The organism is Rhodopila sp. (assembly GCF_965277825.1).
Lineage (GTDB): Bacteria > Pseudomonadota > Alphaproteobacteria > Acetobacterales > Acetobacteraceae > Rhodopila.
On record NZ_OZ255846.1, the window covers coordinates 2,152,262 to 2,168,108 of the forward strand.

15 protein-coding genes are annotated in these 15,847 nt (G+C 68.5%); 3 read left to right on the forward strand and 12 right to left on the reverse strand.

The genetic code is table 11. From position 1 onward, the window contains the following. Positions 1 to 7 precede the first annotated feature (7 nt). Together ACQY4T_RS10770 and ACQY4T_RS10775 are read left to right on the forward strand one after the other, a co-directional pair. Complete coding sequence (locus ACQY4T_RS10770; protein ID WP_428541382.1) at positions 8 to 1,126, forward strand: 2-aminoethylphosphonate--pyruvate transaminase; 1,119 nt, start codon at positions 8 to 10, stop codon at positions 1,124 to 1,126. Then, on the forward strand, positions 1,123 to 2,793 hold the full coding sequence (locus tag ACQY4T_RS10775; RefSeq protein ID WP_428541385.1) for a formate--tetrahydrofolate ligase: 1,671 nt from the start codon (positions 1,123 to 1,125) through the stop codon (positions 2,791 to 2,793). Before ACQY4T_RS10770 ends, ACQY4T_RS10775 begins: the two co-directional genes overlap by 4 nt. A gap of 426 nt (positions 2,794 to 3,219) precedes the next feature. Here ACQY4T_RS10775 and ACQY4T_RS10780 read toward each other — a convergent pair whose 3' ends face one another. The 7 genes from ACQY4T_RS10780 to ACQY4T_RS10810 all read right to left on the reverse strand — a co-directional run bounded on the left by ACQY4T_RS10780 (position 3,220) and on the right by ACQY4T_RS10810 (position 9,077). Continuing rightward, positions 3,220 to 3,726, reverse strand: a complete 507-nt coding sequence (locus tag ACQY4T_RS10780; RefSeq protein WP_428541388.1) for a GNAT family N-acetyltransferase — start codon at positions 3,724 to 3,726, stop codon at positions 3,220 to 3,222. Between the two features lie 2 nt (positions 3,727 to 3,728). Continuing rightward, entirely contained in the window at positions 3,729 to 4,775 is a 1,047-nt protein-coding gene (locus tag ACQY4T_RS10785; RefSeq protein ID WP_428541391.1) for a WD40 repeat domain-containing protein, read from the reverse strand. Positions 4,776 to 4,779: 4 nt separating this feature from the next. After that, positions 4,780 to 5,103 carry a BrnA antitoxin family protein gene (locus tag ACQY4T_RS10790; RefSeq protein WP_428541394.1) on the reverse strand — a complete coding sequence of 108 codons (324 nt, stop codon included), beginning with the start codon at positions 5,101 to 5,103 and terminating at the stop codon, positions 4,780 to 4,782. Beyond that, positions 5,084 to 5,377 (reverse strand): BrnT family toxin, encoded by a 294-nt coding sequence (locus ACQY4T_RS10795; protein ID WP_428541397.1) that lies wholly within the window; start codon positions 5,375 to 5,377, stop codon positions 5,084 to 5,086. Before ACQY4T_RS10795 ends, ACQY4T_RS10790 begins: the two co-directional genes overlap by 20 nt. Positions 5,378 to 5,430: 53 nt before the next feature. Beyond that, positions 5,431 to 6,402, reverse strand: a complete 972-nt coding sequence (locus ACQY4T_RS10800) for a CobW family GTP-binding protein (RefSeq protein ID WP_428541400.1) — start codon at positions 6,400 to 6,402, stop codon at positions 5,431 to 5,433. A gap of 120 nt (positions 6,403 to 6,522) precedes the next feature. Continuing rightward, positions 6,523 to 7,737 carry a glycosyltransferase family 4 protein gene (locus ACQY4T_RS10805; RefSeq protein WP_428541403.1) on the reverse strand — a complete coding sequence of 405 codons (1,215 nt, stop codon included), beginning with the start codon at positions 7,735 to 7,737 and terminating at the stop codon, positions 6,523 to 6,525. A 62-nt stretch (positions 7,738 to 7,799) separates the two neighbouring features. Next, positions 7,800 to 9,077 carry an O-antigen ligase family protein gene (locus ACQY4T_RS10810; protein ID WP_428541406.1) on the reverse strand — a complete coding sequence of 426 codons (1,278 nt, stop codon included), beginning with the start codon at positions 9,075 to 9,077 and terminating at the stop codon, positions 7,800 to 7,802. 118 nt (positions 9,078 to 9,195) lie between these two features. Here ACQY4T_RS10810 and ACQY4T_RS10815 point away from each other — a divergent pair, with 118 nt between their 5' ends. Then, positions 9,196 to 9,966, forward strand: a complete 771-nt coding sequence (locus ACQY4T_RS10815; protein WP_428541409.1) for a slipin family protein — start codon at positions 9,196 to 9,198, stop codon at positions 9,964 to 9,966. Between the two features lie 414 nt (positions 9,967 to 10,380). Here ACQY4T_RS10815 and ACQY4T_RS10820 read toward each other — a convergent pair whose 3' ends face one another. From ACQY4T_RS10820 to ACQY4T_RS10840, 5 genes are all read right to left on the reverse strand, one after another. Then, positions 10,381 to 11,358 (reverse strand): DUF2076 domain-containing protein, encoded by a 978-nt coding sequence (locus ACQY4T_RS10820; RefSeq protein ID WP_428541412.1) that lies wholly within the window; start codon positions 11,356 to 11,358, stop codon positions 10,381 to 10,383. Positions 11,359 to 11,428: 70 nt separating this feature from the next. Beyond that, a complete protein-coding gene (locus ACQY4T_RS10825; protein ID WP_428541415.1) occupies positions 11,429 to 11,860 on the reverse strand; it encodes a CoA-binding protein in 432 nt (143 codons plus the stop codon). 100 nt (positions 11,861 to 11,960) lie between these two features. Continuing rightward, positions 11,961 to 14,210, reverse strand: a complete 2,250-nt coding sequence (locus tag ACQY4T_RS10830) for a xanthine dehydrogenase family protein molybdopterin-binding subunit (protein WP_428541418.1) — start codon at positions 14,208 to 14,210, stop codon at positions 11,961 to 11,963. Beyond that, positions 14,207 to 15,196 carry an FAD binding domain-containing protein gene (locus ACQY4T_RS10835; protein WP_428541421.1) on the reverse strand — a complete coding sequence of 330 codons (990 nt, stop codon included), beginning with the start codon at positions 15,194 to 15,196 and terminating at the stop codon, positions 14,207 to 14,209. The genes ACQY4T_RS10830 and ACQY4T_RS10835 overlap by 4 nt, the downstream gene beginning before the upstream one ends. After that, positions 15,193 to 15,717 (reverse strand): 2Fe-2S iron-sulfur cluster-binding protein, encoded by a 525-nt coding sequence (locus ACQY4T_RS10840; protein ID WP_428541424.1) that lies wholly within the window; start codon positions 15,715 to 15,717, stop codon positions 15,193 to 15,195. The genes ACQY4T_RS10835 and ACQY4T_RS10840 overlap by 4 nt, the downstream gene beginning before the upstream one ends. Positions 15,718 to 15,847 lie beyond the last annotated feature (130 nt).

Consider the following 15,847-nt stretch of genomic DNA (forward strand, 5'->3'; position numbering starts at 1 on the left):
TCGCCCGATGTTGCTGTTGATCCCCGGCCCCGTCACCACCCGTATCGAAGTGCGCCAGGCGCTGACGCGGGACATCGCGCCGTGGGACAACGATTTCCGCGAATTCCTGGCGCGCCTGCGCGGCCGCATCCTGCGGCTTTCCGGGGGCGTCGAGGGCCAGCACGCGGTGCTGCCGCTGCAGGGCTGCGGGCACTTCATCACCGAGGCGGCGCTGCGCAGTTTCCTGCCGCCCGGCGGGCGCATCCTGGTGCCGGCGAGCGGGGCCTATGCCGATCGCATGATCCGGCTGGCGCGGGAGGCCGGGCGGGTCGCGGTGACGCTGCCGGTCGGGTTCGGCGAGGCGACCGATCCGGCCGCGGTTGCCGCCGCGCTGCGGGCGGACCCGTCGCTGAGCCATGTCGGCATGGTCTATTCCGAGACCGGCAGCGGGGTGATCCACGACGTCCGGGCGGTCGGCGCGGTGGTGCGCGAAGCCGGGCGGCGGATGATCATCGACGCGGTCTCGGCGTTCGGCGCGCTGCCGCTGGATATCTCGGCCCAGCCGGAGGTCGATGTTGCAGTGTTCACCACCAACAAATGCCTGGAGGCGCTGCCCGGGGTGGCGTTCGCGGTGGCTCGGATCGATCGGTTGGTTGCCTGCGCCGGGGGTGCCGGGAGTTGGTCGTTCGATCTGGCGAGCATCCACGACCATGCGTTGCGCAGCGGCTCGGGCAGCTTTCGGTTCACCCCGCCGGCGCAGATCCTGGCGGCGCTGGACGTGGCGCTGGATTACCTCGATGCCGAGGGTCAGGTGGGTCGGCTGGCGCGTTATACCGGCAACATGCGGACGCTTTATGACGGGGTGCGCGATCTTGGTCTGACGCCTTGGCTGCCGGCCTCGCGACAGGGACCGGTGATCGTCAACGTGCATGCTCCGGCGGATCCGGCGTGGGACCTGCAGGCATTCGTCGATGCGTTGAAATCCAGGGGGATCCTGATAAGCAATTTTTATAACACGCCGTCTCCCACATTCCGCGTCGGCTGCATTGGGGCGATCACACCGGCCGACATGGCGGGTGCGGTCCGAGCGATGGATCAGGCATTGCGGGAAATCGGCATAACCCGCCGGGAGGGCGCCGTGACATGAACTCCGATCTGGAAATCGCCCGTGCCGCGACGCTTCGTCCGATCCAGCAGATCGCCGACCGGCTGGGCATTCCCGAGCAAGCGGTGGAGCCTTATGGGCGGTACAAGGCGAAGATTGCCCTGGACTTCATCGACGGCCTGGAATCACGCCCTGATGGCGCCCTGGTGCTGGTCACCGGGATCAGCCCGACGCCGGCGGGCGAGGGCAAGACCACCACGACGGTGGGCCTGGGCGATGCGCTGAACCGGATCGGCAAGCGGGCGGCGATCTGCCTGCGCGAGCCCAGCCTGGGTCCCAGCTTCGGGATGAAGGGCGGCGCGGCGGGCGGCGGCTATGCCCAGGTGGTGCCGATGGAGCAGATCAACCTGCACTTCACCGGCGACTTCCACGCCATCACGTCAGCCAACAATCTGCTGGCGGCGATGATCGACAACTCGATCTACTGGGGCAATCCGCTGGGGATCGATGCGCGGCGGATCAGTTGGCGGCGCTGCCTGGATATGAACGACCGGGCGTTGCGCAGCATCACCGGAAGTCTGGGCGGGGTGGCAAACGGCTTTCCGCGCGAGGATGGGTTCGACATCAGCGTCGCCTCCGAGGTGATGGCGGTGTTCTGCCTGGCCAGGGACTTGGCTGATCTGCAGGCGAGGCTGGGGCGGATGATCGTGGCGCAGACCCGCGACGGCAAGAACATCACCGCCGCCGACCTGAAGGCGGATGGGGCGATGTCGGTGCTGCTGAAGGACGCGGTGGCGCCGAACCTGGTGCAGACGCTGGAGGGGTCGCCGGCGCTGGTGCATGGCGGGCCGTTCGCCAATATCGCGCATGGCTGCAACTCGGTGATGGCGACGCGGCTGGGGCTGAAGCTGGCGGACGTGGTGGTGACGGAGGCGGGTTTCGGAGCCGATCTGGGGGGTGAGAAGTTCCTGGATATCAAGTGCCGTTCGGCCGGGTTGAAACCGGCCTGCGCGGTGGTGGTGGCGACGGTGCGGGCGCTGAAGATGCACGGCGGTGTGGCGCGAAGCGCGCTGGGGCCGGAGGACGTCGAGGCGGTGCGGCGGGGCACTGCCAACCTGCGGCGCCATGTGGAGAACCTGCAGAAGTTCGGGCTGCCGGTGGTGGTGGCGGTCAACCATTTCACCTCGGACACCGAGGCGGAGTTCGCCGCGATCAAGGATGCCATGGCGGCGATCGGCAGCGAGGCGATCTCTTGCACGCATTGGGCGGATGGCGGGGCCGGTGCGGAGGCGCTGGCGCGCGCGGTGGTGGCGCAGATCGAGGCCGGCGAGGCGGCGTACCAGCCGTTGTATCCGCTGGAGCTGAAGCTGGCCGACAAGATCCGCAGGATTGCCGAGGAGATTTACCGGGCGGGGGAGATCTCGGTGCCGGATGCGGTGGCGAGGAAGCTGAAATCGTTCGAGGATGCCGGATTCGGGGATGTTCCGGTTTGCATTGCGAAGACGCAGTATAGCTTCTCGGCCGATGCGGGGGTGATGGGGGCGCCGACCGGGCACGTGCTGCCGGTGCGCGAGGTCAGGCTGTCGGCGGGGGCGGGTTTCGTGGTGGCGATCTGCGGCGATGTCATGACGATGCCGGGGCTGCCGCGGGTGCCGGCGGCGGAGGCGATCCATCTGCGTGAGGATGGGGAGATCGAGGGGCTGTTTTGAGTGCCGGCGAGATCGTCGGGCTGTTCGATTTGGGTGGTCGCACTGGATGGTTCGCGTGCGGTGGTTGTGGCCGGCGCGATGATATCTGGCGTTTTTGGCACCGACACTTTGTTGTGTTTGCCGATTGAATTACCACGAAGGACGAACGAGGAGCACAGAGCCACACGGAGGTGGCGGCAGGCGGTCATATTCCCTGCGGGTTTCGTGGCTTGGGTTTCAGGAACCGGCGGGACGAAACAAAAACCGCGGCCGTGGCTGGTGCCAAGCTCGGTCTTTTTGGGGGGTCTTGACGCTGGCGCAATTGCCTTAACGCTTGATCGGCTGGTCGTAACTGTGAACAAACGAGATGCACGTTCGGCCGCCGGCGCGGCGAGGGTCCTGGATGGTTGGCCGAGCGGTGGTTTGGCTGGCGTGGGTTTGGCGGTGCTACGGTTGCTTTTTTTGGGGCGCCAGCCGCCTTCGCATGAACAGGGTGCCGGTGATCGGGGACTCGTAATAGGGCGGGATGACCTCGAACCCAAGTTGGCGATACAGGTGGTGGGCGGCGCGCATCGTTGGCAGCGTGTCGAGGCACATCGTTCGGTAGCCGGCGCTTGTAGCGGCCTGGATCGCGGCTTCGGCGAGGGCGCGTCCGATGCCGGCGCCGCGTGCGTTGGGCCTGGTGTGCAGGCGCTTCATCTCGCAGGCGTTCGGGCCAACGCCTGGGGCGGCGAGCGGGCGGACGGCGACGCAGCCGAGCGGTTCGTCTTGGTCGGAGAGGGCGAGCAGCAGGGCGCCGGCGGGTGGCGCGTAGGCGCCTGGGAGGGTGGCGCATTCCGCTTCGAAGCCCTGGTAGGACAGGTCCACGCCCAGGCCTTCGGCGTATTCGCGGAATAGCGTCGCGACCGTGGGGATGTGATCGGCGGTGGCGGGGTGGATGCGGAACGCGGCCACGGTCAGTGTTTGGCGAAGTCGATCAGCGCGGCGAAGCCGGTCTCGCTGCCGACCGCCAGCCGGGTGCCGTCCGGGCTCCAGGCCAGGGTGCTGATCGGGCCATGCTGGGGCGGCACGACCGGCAGGACGCGGGACGAGTTGATGTCGGCGACCACGACGAGGCCGTCGGTGAAGCCGCCGGCGACGATCTCGTCCCTTGGGTTGGCCGCGACCTGGGCGCAGATGATGCCGTCGCCGCCGGCGAGCTCCAATGGCGCCTTGCCCATCGGACCGCCGCCGAAGAACGGCCAGATCACCATCGCGTCGGCGCCGCTGCTCGCCATCCATTTGCCGTTGCGGGTGAACGACAGGCTGGCGGTCTTGGCGGGGTAGCCGCTCATGCGCATGTGGGCGCCGTCGGGCAGCTTCCAGCCGTGCAGGGCGTTTTCCTGCATCGCGGTGACCACGGCGTCGCCCTCGGGGTGGATCAGGATGCTGGTGTGGCTGCCTTTCCACTCCAGTTTGCGGGGCGTATCGGTCTTGGCAGCGACGAACCAGAGCGAGGCGCCGTTGTAGTGCGAGGCGCCGATCCGCTTGCCTCTGGCGTCGAACACCAGGCCGGTGACGGTGGAGGGGTGGGTGAGTTCCTTCAGCGCTCGGCCGGTGTGGTCGAACAGCCGCACCAGCTTGCCGGCGCTGGCGGCGATCAGGCCTTTGGTGTTGTCGATCGGGTGGGTGGCGACGTGCTCGACCCATTTGGTGCCGAAGTCGGCGATGGCGGAGACGGTTGCGTCGGCAGCGACGCGGACGAGCTTGCCGTCGTCGCCGCCGGAGATGAAGCCGTCGCCGGTGGGGTCGGCGGCGAAATCGAGAACGGCGCCGTCATGGGCGGTGACCTGGGTCCAATCGGTCGATGCGGCGAGTGGCGCCAGCCAGACGGTGCCATCGCCCAGGGCGAAACCGGCGAGGCGTCCGTCGCGGGAGAACCGGGCGGCGACGACGTAGGCGTCGAGGTCGCGGGAGACGCCGCGGGAGTTCAGCAGGAAGGCGGGCTTGGCTGTTTGGCTCATGGCGCTATACTGGCTCATGCCCCGAACGCTGCAAGGCTTGAAGCATGGCTTGTCGCAGGACCTGGTTGATCCGGGTTTGATAGCCCGGCCCTTGCGCCTCGAAGAATGCCAATACATCGGCATCGATGCGCAGGCTTTTGAGTTTCTTGACCGGCTTGTAGAAGCGGCGGCGCACCGCGCCGGACCAGTCGCGGACCTCGGGTGCGTCCGGATCGGACAGGTCGATTTGTTGGTCCGGCAGCGCGGCAGCCTTGCGCAATTGGGTCAAAACTTTGGGGTCGAGCTTCTCTGAAGCAGCCGTTCGAGACTTAGAAGTCGCCGCTTTCATATGCCTTCCTCTCGTATGCGGAGGCCTTCCTCACGCTGATGATACGACCTTCCTGGCGGCCGTCCGGCATCGACCCGGGGTCGGTGCAAACGACGAAAAGCGTGACCACGCTCGCTGCCGAACCCACCGTTTGCCATCGATCGCCATCCGGATGCGGGTCGGGCCGCGATAGCGCGAGCGGATCTTCCAGTGCGGGTATTCCACTGGCTAGGGACAGGCCATGCCGCCGGCGATTACGCAAATCCTTTTGTCGGTCCAAGACCCATTCGGGCACCGTTTGAACCTGCGGCGTGTACTACGTAAAAGTAGCTACGTCGTTGGTATCCGTCAATCCGCGGCGCAGCTTTCGAAGCCTCGGCGGAGTTGCGGGCGGTTCAGGTTGCGGCCGATGAACACCAGGCGGCTGGTCTTTGCCTCGGTGGTCTTCGACGGCGCGATGAAGTCGCCGTCGGCGATCATGTGCACCGCCTGGAAGGCGAAGCGGCGATCTTCATTGGCGTAGTGCAGGATGCCCTTGGTGCGCAGCAGGTCGGCGCCCTTGTCCTGCAGCAGCACGCCGATCCAGGCGTTGAATTTCTCCGGGTCGATCGGCTTTTCCACCTCGAAGCTCATCGACGACACGTCGTCGTTGTGTTCGTGCTCGTCGTCTTCGAGGAAGTCGGGATGCAGCGCCAGGATGCGCGACAGGTCGAAGGCGCCGCGGTCGAGCACCTGGGCAATCGGCAGTGCGGCGCGCTGGGTACGGTGGATGACGGCGAAGCGGTTGATCTGGCGGATGGTGGCCTCGACCGCGTCGAGTTCGGCGGGCGTCACCAGATCGGTCTTGTTCAGCACGATGACGTCGGCGAAGGCGATCTGGTCGGCGGCCTCGTGGCTGTCGGCGAGGCGCGCCGGCAGGTGCTTGGCGTCGACCACGGTGACGATGGCATCGAGCCGGGCCTTTGCCTTGACCGTGTCGTCGACGAAGAAGGTCTGCGCGACGGGTGCGGGGTTGGCCAGGCCGGTGGTCTCGATGATGATGCCGTCGAACTTGTCGCGCCGCTTCATCAGGCCGCCGACGATGCGGATCAGGTCGCCGCGCACGGTGCAGCAGATGCAGCCGTTGTTCATCTCGAAGACTTCCTCGTCGCTGTCGACCACGAGGTCGTTGTCGACGCCGAGTTCGCCGAATTCGTTGATCACCACGGCGTATTTGCGGCCGTGCTGCTCGCTGAGGATGCGGTTCAGCAGGGTGGTCTTGCCGGCGCCGAGATAGCCGGTGAGCACGGTTACCGGCACGGGTGCGTTCGGTTCGGCCATGGGGTTGGCTCCTGAGCTGTCTAGGCCAGCAATATAGGGGCGGGGCTGGGCGTCAACCAGCGGCGGCGAGTATCGCGCATCAGAGCAGCGCGATACTCGCTGTTTGTTTGAGCATCCGATTCACGCGCCGAATCGTGGACGCTCCGCGTCGGGCGCTTCTCTGCGATCGGATGCCAGGATGTCGCGGCGCAGGGCAGCCAGTTGGGCGGCGATCACCGCGACGTCGAACTGTCGGGCGCGCTGGCGGCCGGCCTCGGCGAGCGCGGCGCGCCTTGCCGGGTCGGCGGCGAGGCCGCGGATGGCGGCGGCGATGGCTTCGGGGTGGTCGGGATCGGCGTAGAGCGCGGCGTCGCCGGCGACCTCGGGCAGGCCGCCGCGGGGCGAGCAGATCAACGCCGCGCCGCTGGCCATAGCCTCCAGGGCGACCAGGCCGAACGGTTCGGGCCAGCGGCTGGGGACCACGACGATGGCGGCTCGGGCCATCGCGGCGAGCACGTCGGGGTGGTCACGATAGCCCGCCATGCGGACCCCGGCGGCGGCGGCGGCGGCGCGGGTGGCGCGGACGAAGCCGGTGTCGGGGCTGTCTGCGCTGAAGCGGTCGGCGCCGATGATCTCGGCGGTCCAGCCGGGCAAGTGGGGCAGCGCGGCGGCGCAGGCGGCGATGAAGGCGTCGGGGGCCTTGTCGGCGACGACGCGGCCGGCGAACAGGATCAGGTCCTCGCGCGGGCGCCGGGGCGGCAACTGGGCGAGGTCGAGGCAGTTCGGCAGCACCACCGGGGTGTGGACCGCGGCGGGGACGGGCGGGTTTGTCGGCGCCGCGCCAGGGTCCCGCGCCGGGTCGGCGCCAGGGTTCCGCGCCGGGTCGGCGATCGCTTTCCGCGCCGGGTCGGCGACGCCGTCAAGCACGCGCTGGCGGAGATATTCCGACGACGTCATCACCCTGGCGAGCCGGCGCAGCATGGCGGCTCGCTGCGCCGGGGTAGCGGCGTCGCGCATCGCTTGCGGGTCATTGTTGAGGATGAGGCTGACCGGGATGGCGGGAAGCCGGTCGGCGAGAACGAGGGCGATCTCGGGACGGTTGTGGACCTCGATGAGCGCGGGGTCGAGGCGCTGCAGGATGGCGGCGACGGCGGCGGCGTAGCGCCGGTTGGTGTTGCCCAGGGTCCACGGCTTCGGATTGACCGGGCGGAAGTCGATATCGGCAAACACCGAGCCTTGCTGTTTGCCACCGAACACGACGCTGCGGAAACCAGGGGTCTGCACCAGGCGCCGGGCGAGCAGACCGATCGCGCCGGTGCGGCCGGGTCCGAACCCCTCACGCGGCGGCAGAACCACGGCGACGAGCGGCGTGGCGTCAGGCCGACCAGGCGGCTTGGGTTGAGCGCCGAACGACAGGGTCAGCTTCCTGGTTGGGCGCGCGATTCCGCCATGGCCCAGCCCAGCAGCAGGAAGAACCAGCCGCCGACCGGCATGGAGGTGAAAGCGGTGGTGGACTGGATCGGCCACACCTGGATGAAGATCGCGGCGAACAGGGCGACCCGGCGTGGTTCGGGATCGCGCCACAGACCGCGGCCGAGCGGGCGCAGCCAGGCCAGTGCCATGGCGCCGAACAGGGCCAATCCGATGAAGCCGCCGTCATCCAGCGCCTGCAAATAGTGGTTGTGCGGATGATCCCAGCAGATTTTCGCGCCGCCGCCGTCGGGCTGGCTACCGTCGAAGCTGGGGCGGAAATTGGCCGGCCGCGGACAGCCGGTGCCGAAGCCGTCGAAGCCCATGCCGGTAAACGGATGGTTCAGTCCGACCTGCCAGGCTCGGGTGTAGAGTTGTCCGTACGGCGAGATGGCGAAATGCTCCATCTGGGTCGAGAACTTATCGACCAGGCGGAAATACGCCGCTGGCGCTACGATCGGGGAGGCGGCGAGCAGCAGTGCGCCGGCGATCACCGCGGTCAGCACCAAGGGGCGCAGGCGGCGGATCAGGACGGCGACGATCAGCAGGCCGAACAGGGTCAGCACCAGCGGCATGCGCTGGCCGATCAGCACCATGATGAGCACGCTGCCGAGCAGCAGGGCGTAGGCGGCGGCGGTGGCGGCTTTGTCGCGCCGCTGCAGCAGGGTGGCGACCGGGGGCAGCACCGCGGGGATGATGATCCGCGCCATCGGCGGCCCGGCTCGGGCGGTGCCGAACGGGCCGGTAAGCACGCCCTCGGCGGCGGGCGGCCAGCCAATCAGGTTGCGACCGAAGAGGTCCTGGATGACGCTGTTGAGCACGATCCAGGCGGCGGAGGCAGCGACCAGGCGCCACAGCCAGAGGCGGGCGGCGGCGGTGCGCAAGACGAGCCACTCGAGCGCCACGACCAGCAGCAGGAAGCGAACCGTGATCACCGCCTGGAGCAGCGAGCGGGCGCCGCCCTCGCCCAGGGTGGTGCCGGGGACCGGCAGCGAGCAGAACACCAGCCAGCCCCACCAGGCGGCGGCGAACCACAGCCAGCCGATCCGCAGCCACGCCCAATCGCGGGTCATCGCGGAGCGGGCCAGGAAGCACAGGTCGACCAGCGCGATCACGATCTCGGCGACGCCGTGGGCGTGCAGCAGCAGCAGCGGCAGCAGCATGACGCCGATCAGCGCGGTGTTCTCCAGGCCGGAGACGGGGCGGGATTCGGAGGTGCCGGGCATGGCGCGGGTGGTGCCAGACAAGCGGTCGGGCGGCAAGGTGAGACGCCAGGCCGCGACGTCGGTATGACATGGGGCGCCGATCGGCGTGGCATTGGCGGGACGATCAAGGAGGTTTGCGATGACTATCGGAATTATCGTCGTCGTGGTGGCGGTGTTGCTGGTCCTGGTCCGGTCGGTGCGCATCGCCTCGGAATGGCAACGCGCGGTGATCTTGCGGCTGGGGCGGTTCCATGCCGTCTCGGGCCCCGGCATCTACCTGGTGTTCCCGCTGATCGACGCGGTTGCCCAGGTCATCGACCTGCGCATCCAGACCACGATGATCACCGCCGAGCAGGCGCTGACCCGCGATACGGTAGCGGTCGGTGTCGATGCGATCGTGTTCTGGCAGGTGGTGGACGCCGAGGCGGCGGCGATCCGCATCGCCAATTATCGCGAGGCGATCGAGCGGGTGGCGCAGACCAGCCTGCGCGAGATGATCGGCGCCACCGACCTGTCGAAGCTGCTGTCGGACCGCAAGGCCGCCGACGAGCAGCTTCGGGTGACGATCAGCACGAAGACCAACACGTGGGGGGTGACGGCGAGCAGCGTGGAGATCAAGGACGTGGCGATCCCGCGGGAGCTGCAGGACGCCATGAGCCGGCAGGCTCAGGCCGAGCGGGAGAAGGCGGCTCGGGTGACGCTGGCTTCGGCGGAGCAGGCGATCGCGGAACAGATCCTAGAGGCGGCGAAACTGTACGGCAGCGACCCGAACGCGCTGAAGCTGCGGCAGATGAACTTGCTGTACGAGATGAACAAGGACCGCGGGACGACGGTGCTGATCCCGACCGACATGGCGAACAGCCTGGGCACGGTGGTGGCGCTGGCGCGGGCGGGGGGAAATTCTGCCTGATTGGCGGGCACTGACGGGGAAGGCGGGTGGCACTGCCCAAATATGTGGCGTAAATGTCACAAAATGGTCAGATGATTAACAAATGCTGCGTCGCAGCAAGATAATTCTTGCACTCGGTGTGTGCAAACGCCAAAGTGTGTCCTGCAGGCGCGTTGCGACGCCCTGCTTTCTTGGACGTTTCCTCCCTAAACTTCGGCGGTGCCAAAAGCACCGCCGTCTTTTTTTGTGTGCGGGTCTGGCGGATTTGCGGGGTTGGCGGTGCGCGGTTTACGCGCTGGCCGGGTCCCGTCGTAGCCAATTTCCTGCCTTCGAAGTTCTATGCGACGGGCGTAGGAGACTAGCAGGCCACTAAAAACAAAGAGCTAGGCGCCAGACTGAGATTCGCCAGCCATGGCGAACTTCAGACTCGAAACACTAGAAGGTATCGTCGGAACCGCCGCCGCCGCTGTCCCATCCGCCGCCGTCGCTGCCACCGCTGCCGCCGCCGCTGTCCCAGCCGCCGTCACTGCCGCCGCTCGTGTTGTCCCATCCGCCGCCGTCGCTGCCGCCGCCGGAGTTGTCGGTCCAAGACGGGTCGTTTCCCTGGCTGGACTGGTCCCAACTCCCGCTGTCGGCAGAGCCCTGGTTGTCGGGCGCCGCCGCCCCGGACTGATCCCAGGTTCCGTTATCGACGTAGTCTTGGGCCGTGGCGGCTGGATTTGCCCACGGGCTGGCGGCGGCTTCACCGCCCAGCCCGCCGGCTCCGAAGCCGCCGCCCATGCCGGAGTGCGGCGAGAACAGGTTCATCAGGGCGTTGCCCGCCACCATGCCGCCGGCGACTCCGGCCGCGGTGGTCAGCGCGGAGCCGAGAAAGCCGGACCCGCCGCGCTGCTGGAACATGCCCTGCTGGTAGTTTGGCGGATATTGCGGCGGTGGCGCGGATTGCTGGTAGTTCGGCTGTTGCGGCTGGCCGCCGGGATAGCCGGGCGCGCCCTGCGGGCCGCCGCCCTGACCGCTCCCCTGGCCGCCCCAGCGCGGATCGCCCTGCGGCTGCGCCCGGTTGCCGCCGCCGAACAGGCCGCTGAAGAATCCGCCGCCGCCACTGCGCTGGCCGGACTGCTGCGCCTGCTGGGTGGCTTGCTGGGACTGCTGCAGTTCCCACTGCAAGCGCTGGATGCGGTTCTGCGCCTCGACCAGGGCGTGCTCCTGGACGAAGGCGAGTTGGGTGATGCGGTAGCGCGCTTCGGGGTTCTGCGTGAAAGCCTGGCCGATGAAGTCATCGGCCTCGCGGTCGATCGGCGGCAGCGCCGGCTGGGTTGCCGGCACTGATCCGCTGCTGCCGAAGGCCGGCTGTGGAGCGCCCCCGACTCGGGCGATGAACTGGCTGATGATCTGGCGTTCTTCGTTGGTCATGGGGTGCCCCCTTCGAGGTTAGGCAAAGTTGACCCGAACGGGAGCAATGTGGCACCAGGGCCGGTTAGGTTCAATGGCGCGGGGTGATCGGACCGATGCGGCGGGTCTCGATCACCGGGCAGCGATCCATCACCACGGTTAAGCCGGCGGCACGGGCGCGTTCGGCGGCCGCCTGATCGATCACGCCAAGCTGCATCCAGACGGTTTGCGCGCGCAACCGGATGGCGTCGTCGATCAGGGCGCCGACATGGGCGGAGGCGCGGAACACGTCGACCATGTCGAGCGGTGCCGCGGCGGCGAGGTCGGCGGCCACGGGCCGGCCATGGATCTGCTGGCCGGCGAGGCTGGGGTTGACCGGCGTGACGTGGTAGCCGCGGTCGAGCAGGAACCGCATCACTTCGTATGACGGGCGCCACGGCTTGTCGGAGGCGCCGACCAGGGCGATGCGTCTGGTGCCGGCCAGGACGTCGCGGATGGTTGCGTCGGATTGGCCATCGATCATGGTTGCGGTCCGTTGCGCGGGTCGGCGCTGGCGATCACAGCAGCGTGGCGAGGTGAAGGCGGCAACCACACCCTGGCCGCCACCGGATCGCCAGCGCCGATCATAGCAGCTTGTCGAGGGTGATCGGCAGGTCCCGGATGCGCCGCCCGGTGGCGTTGTAGATCGCGTTGGCGACGGCGGCGGCCACGCCGGTGATGCCGATCTCGCCGATGCCATGGGCGCCGAGTGGGGCGTACGGGTCGGGATGGCCGGTCCAGATGATGTCGATATGCGGCACATCCAGATGGGCGGGCACGTGATACTCGGCGAGCGAGGGGTTCATGATGCGGCCGCTGCGCTCGTCGAACTGGGTCTCCTCGGTGAGGGCCAGGCCAAGCCCCATGATGATGCCGCCGCGGAACTGGCTGGTGGCGGTGCGCGGGTTGAGAATGCGGCCGGTGTCGAACGAGCCGAGGAAGCGGCTGACCCGGGTTTCGCCGGTGATCGCGTTGACCCGGACCTCGCAGAACTGTGCGCCGTAGGAGTGCATGGAGTGTTCCCCCATCTCGGTCGGCATCGGCGCATCGGCCTGGGCGCAGACGTCGTCGCGGGCGGCGCGCGACAGGATCGAGACGTAGCGTTCGAAGCGGTCGGGCTGCTCGCGGCTTGCCAGGCCGGCGTCGCGCGGTTCCACCTGGTCGGGCCGCAGGCCGGCCAGAGGGGAGGCATTGCCGGCGAGTTGCAGCAGCTCGGTGATAAGTTGGGTTGTGGCGGCGGCGACGGCGGCGGCGATCGAGGCGGTCTGCGACGAACCGCCGGCGAGGGTGCCGGACGGCATTGCGGTGTCACCGTAGTCGAACACGACCTGTTCCGGCGCCAGGCCGAGGCAATCGGCGGCGGCCTGGGCCTGCACGGTCGCGGTGCCCATGCCCATCTCGTGACTGGCCATCTCGACCCGGGCGCGGCCGTCTTTAGTCAGGGTGATGCGGGCGGCTCCGCCGGGCATGCGGTAGTATGGGTAGGTTGCGGTGGCGACGCCCATGCCGATCAGCCACTCACCCTCGCGGCGCGATCGCGGGACCGGGTTGCGGTTGGCCCAGCCGAAGCGTTCGGCTCCTTTGGCATAGGCCTCGAGGATGTGGCGTGAGGAGAACGCCAGGCCGCTGGTGGGGTCCTTTGCCGGCTCGATCCGGCGGCGCAGTTCGATCGGGTCGATGGCAAGGGCCTCGGCAAGTTCGTCGAGTGCGGATTCCAGCGCGAAAGTGCCGACCGATTCGCCGGGAGCGCGCATGAAGGTGTTGGCGACCATGTCGATGTCGGCGACGTGCTGCTCCAGCCGGAAGCTGTCGGCGGCGTAGAGGTGCTTTGCCGGGAAGGTGAACTGTTCGGGACAGTTGTTGTGCGTGGTCATGGCAACGGTACCGGTGTGGATCAGCGCCGCCAGGGTGCCGTCGGCTTTGGCGCCGAGGGCGACGCGCTGTCGGGTGGTGGTGCGGCCACCGGTGATGCGGAACACGCCGGCGCGGGTCAGGCCGATGCGGACCGGGCGGGCGGCCATTTTGGCCGCGGCGATCGCCAGGATCTGGTGGCTCCAGAGTCCCTTGCCGCCGAAGCCGCCGCCAACGAACGGCGACAGGATGCGGATCTGATCTTCCTGCAGGCCGAAAATGCCGGCCAGGGTCCAGCGCGTTGCGTTGAGCATCTGGGTGGCGTCGTGGATGATCAGCTTGTCGCCGTCCCACATTATCGTGGCGGCGTGCGGCTCGATGGCGGCGTGGCTGTGGCGGGGGGTTTCGTAGATGCGGTCGATCTTGTGCGCTGCGGCGGCGAGCGCGGCTTCGGCATCGCCGAGTTCGAGCAGCGGCGGTTCGCCCATGACACTGTCTGGGTGGCGGGCGTGGACCGCGGCCTGGTCGAACGAGAGGCTGGCCGGTTCGGCTTCGTAGGTGACGTTGATCAGCGAGGCGGCGTGGTCGGCCTGCTCCTGGGTCTCGGCCAGCACCAGGGCGACCGGCTCGCCGTTCCAGTGGATCGAGTCGTCCTGCATCACCGGCAGGCTGCTGGGGCCGGCGGCGAGGGGTTCGGTGAGGAACAGGGCCGGGGGCGCCATCGCCGGGGCGTTGCGGTGGGTCATCACAAGGGCGACGCCGGGGGCTGCTTCCGCCACGGTGGTGTCGAGCGTGGCGATGCGGCCGCGGGCGATGGTGGAATAGACCAGGGCGGCGTAGAGCATGTTGTCGAGCGCCACCTCGGCGGCGAAGCGGGCCTCGCCCTGCACCTTGCGCGGGCCGTCGACGCGCGGCAGCGCGGTGCCGATCGAGCCGTGTTGTGTTTGCGGCGCCGGGCGGTCGATGGTGTCGGGGGTGGTCATGCGGCGTCTCCATGCAGCAGTGCGCCGAGCACGGCGGTGATGGTGCGTTTGGCGAGTTCGACCTTGAAGCCGTTGTGGCGCAGCGGTGCGGCGGCAGCCAGTTCGGCGTCGGCCGCGGCGCGGAAGTTTGCCTCGGTGGCGGGCTGGCCGCGCAGCGCCTGTTCGGCGGCCCAGGCGCGCCAGGGCTTGGGCGCGACGCCGCCGAGAGCCAGGCGGACGTCGCGCACCGAGCCGTCCTCGGCGAGATCCAGTGCGCCAGCGACCGAGACCACCGCAAAGGCATAGCTCGCTCGGTCGCGCACCTTGCGGTAGGTGGAGCGGGCCGTCCGGGCCAAAACGGGTAGCTCGACCGCGGTGATCAGTTCGTTCGGGTCGAGCACGGTCTCCTGATCCGGCCGGTCGCCCGGCAGCCGGTGCAGGTCGACCAGCGGCAGGGTGCGGACGCCGGAGCGGCCGCGCAGGTGGACCACGGTGTCGAGCGCGGCGAGCGCCACGCACATGTCGGAGGGGTGGGTGGCGACACAGGCGGGGGATGCGCCGAGGATGGCGTGCATGCGGTTGAAGCCGTCGATTGCGTCGCAGCCGGCGGCGGGGTGGCGTTTGTTGCAGCGCGCGGCGTCGTCGTAGAAGTAAGCGCAGCGAGTGCGCTGCAGCAGGTTGCCGCCGACGGTTGCCATGTTGCGGATCTGGCCGCTGGCGCCGGCCAGGATGGCTCGGGCCAGGACCGGATAGTGGGTGCGGATGACCGGGTGGCCGGCGACGGCGCTGTTGCTGGCGGCGGCGCCGATCAGGACGCTGCCGTCAGGGCGCTGTTCGATGCTGCGGGACAGCGCGGTGACGTCGATCAGGGCGTCGGGCTGCTCCACGGTTTCGCGCATCAGGTCGACGAGGTTGGTGCCGCCGCCGAGGTATTTGGCGCCGGCGGCGGAGGCGAGGCCGATCGCGTCGCCGGCGTCGGCCGGGCGGGTGTAGCTGAACGGGGTCATGGCGCGGGGTCCGCAGCACTGGTCGTCCCGGCGCAGGTTTGCGCGATCGCGGCGATGATGCCGTTGTGGGCGCCGCAGCGGCACAGATTGCCGCTCATGCGTTCACGCAGTTCGTCGTGCGTCAGGGTGACGGTGTCGGCGGCCAGATCGGCGGTGACGGCGCTGGGCAGGCCGCGTTGCGCCTCGTTCGCCATGCCGATGGCGGAACAGAGCTGGCCGGGGGCACAGTAGCCGCACTGGAAACCGTCATGATCGATGAACGCCTGCTGCAGCGGATGGAGTTCGCCGGTTGCGGCCAGACCCTCGACCGAGGTGATCGAGCGGCCGTCGTACTGCACCGCGAGGGCCAGACAGGAAAGGATGCGATCGCCGTCGACCAGCACGGTGCAGGCGCCGCAAGCGCCCTGGTTGCAGCCCTTCTTGGTGCCGCTGAGATGCAGGCGGTCGCGCAGGAAATCGAGCAACGAAGTGCGCGGATCGTCCGGGATCGCAACGTTCTGGCCGTTGATGGTGATCGGCATGGTGCCTCCGGCTGGTGGGTTGAATGCGCTGTGCTCAACGCCGCAACCCGGGGAAGGTTTGTTTGCGATTTAGGGACGTCCGGCTGTTGGCGGGACATTTGCCACTGCGGCGACGAGATGGCGGCGCGTG

Excerpts from the sequence above, each read along its gene's own strand:
- ACQY4T_RS10770 (WP_428541382.1), top strand. The coding sequence starts at position 8 with ATGTTGCTGTTGATCCCCGGCCCCGTCACCACCCGTATCGAAGTGCGC.
- ACQY4T_RS10835 (WP_428541421.1), bottom strand. The coding sequence starts at position 15,196 with ATGACCCCGTTCAGCTACACCCGCCCGGCCGACGCCGGCGACGCGATC.
- ACQY4T_RS10840 (WP_428541424.1), bottom strand. The coding sequence starts at position 15,717 with ATGCCGATCACCATCAACGGCCAGAACGTTGCGATCCCGGACGATCCG.
- ACQY4T_RS10820 (WP_428541412.1), bottom strand. The coding sequence starts at position 11,358 with ATGACCAACGAAGAACGCCAGATCATCAGCCAGTTCATCGCCCGAGTC.
- ACQY4T_RS10810 (WP_428541406.1), bottom strand. The coding sequence starts at position 9,077 with ATGCCCGGCACCTCCGAATCCCGCCCCGTCTCCGGCCTGGAGAACACC.
- ACQY4T_RS10800 (WP_428541400.1), bottom strand. The coding sequence starts at position 6,402 with ATGGCCGAACCGAACGCACCCGTGCCGGTAACCGTGCTCACCGGCTAT.
- ACQY4T_RS10790 (WP_428541394.1), bottom strand. The coding sequence starts at position 5,103 with ATGAAAGCGGCGACTTCTAAGTCTCGAACGGCTGCTTCAGAGAAGCTC.
- ACQY4T_RS10825 (WP_428541415.1), bottom strand. The coding sequence starts at position 11,860 with ATGATCGATGGCCAATCCGACGCAACCATCCGCGACGTCCTGGCCGGC.
- ACQY4T_RS10785 (WP_428541391.1), bottom strand. The coding sequence starts at position 4,775 with ATGAGCCAAACAGCCAAGCCCGCCTTCCTGCTGAACTCCCGCGGCGTC.
- ACQY4T_RS10775 (WP_428541385.1), top strand. The coding sequence starts at position 1,123 with ATGAACTCCGATCTGGAAATCGCCCGTGCCGCGACGCTTCGTCCGATC.
- ACQY4T_RS10830 (WP_428541418.1), bottom strand. The coding sequence starts at position 14,210 with ATGACCACCCCCGACACCATCGACCGCCCGGCGCCGCAAACACAACAC.
- ACQY4T_RS10815 (WP_428541409.1), top strand. The coding sequence starts at position 9,196 with ATGACTATCGGAATTATCGTCGTCGTGGTGGCGGTGTTGCTGGTCCTG.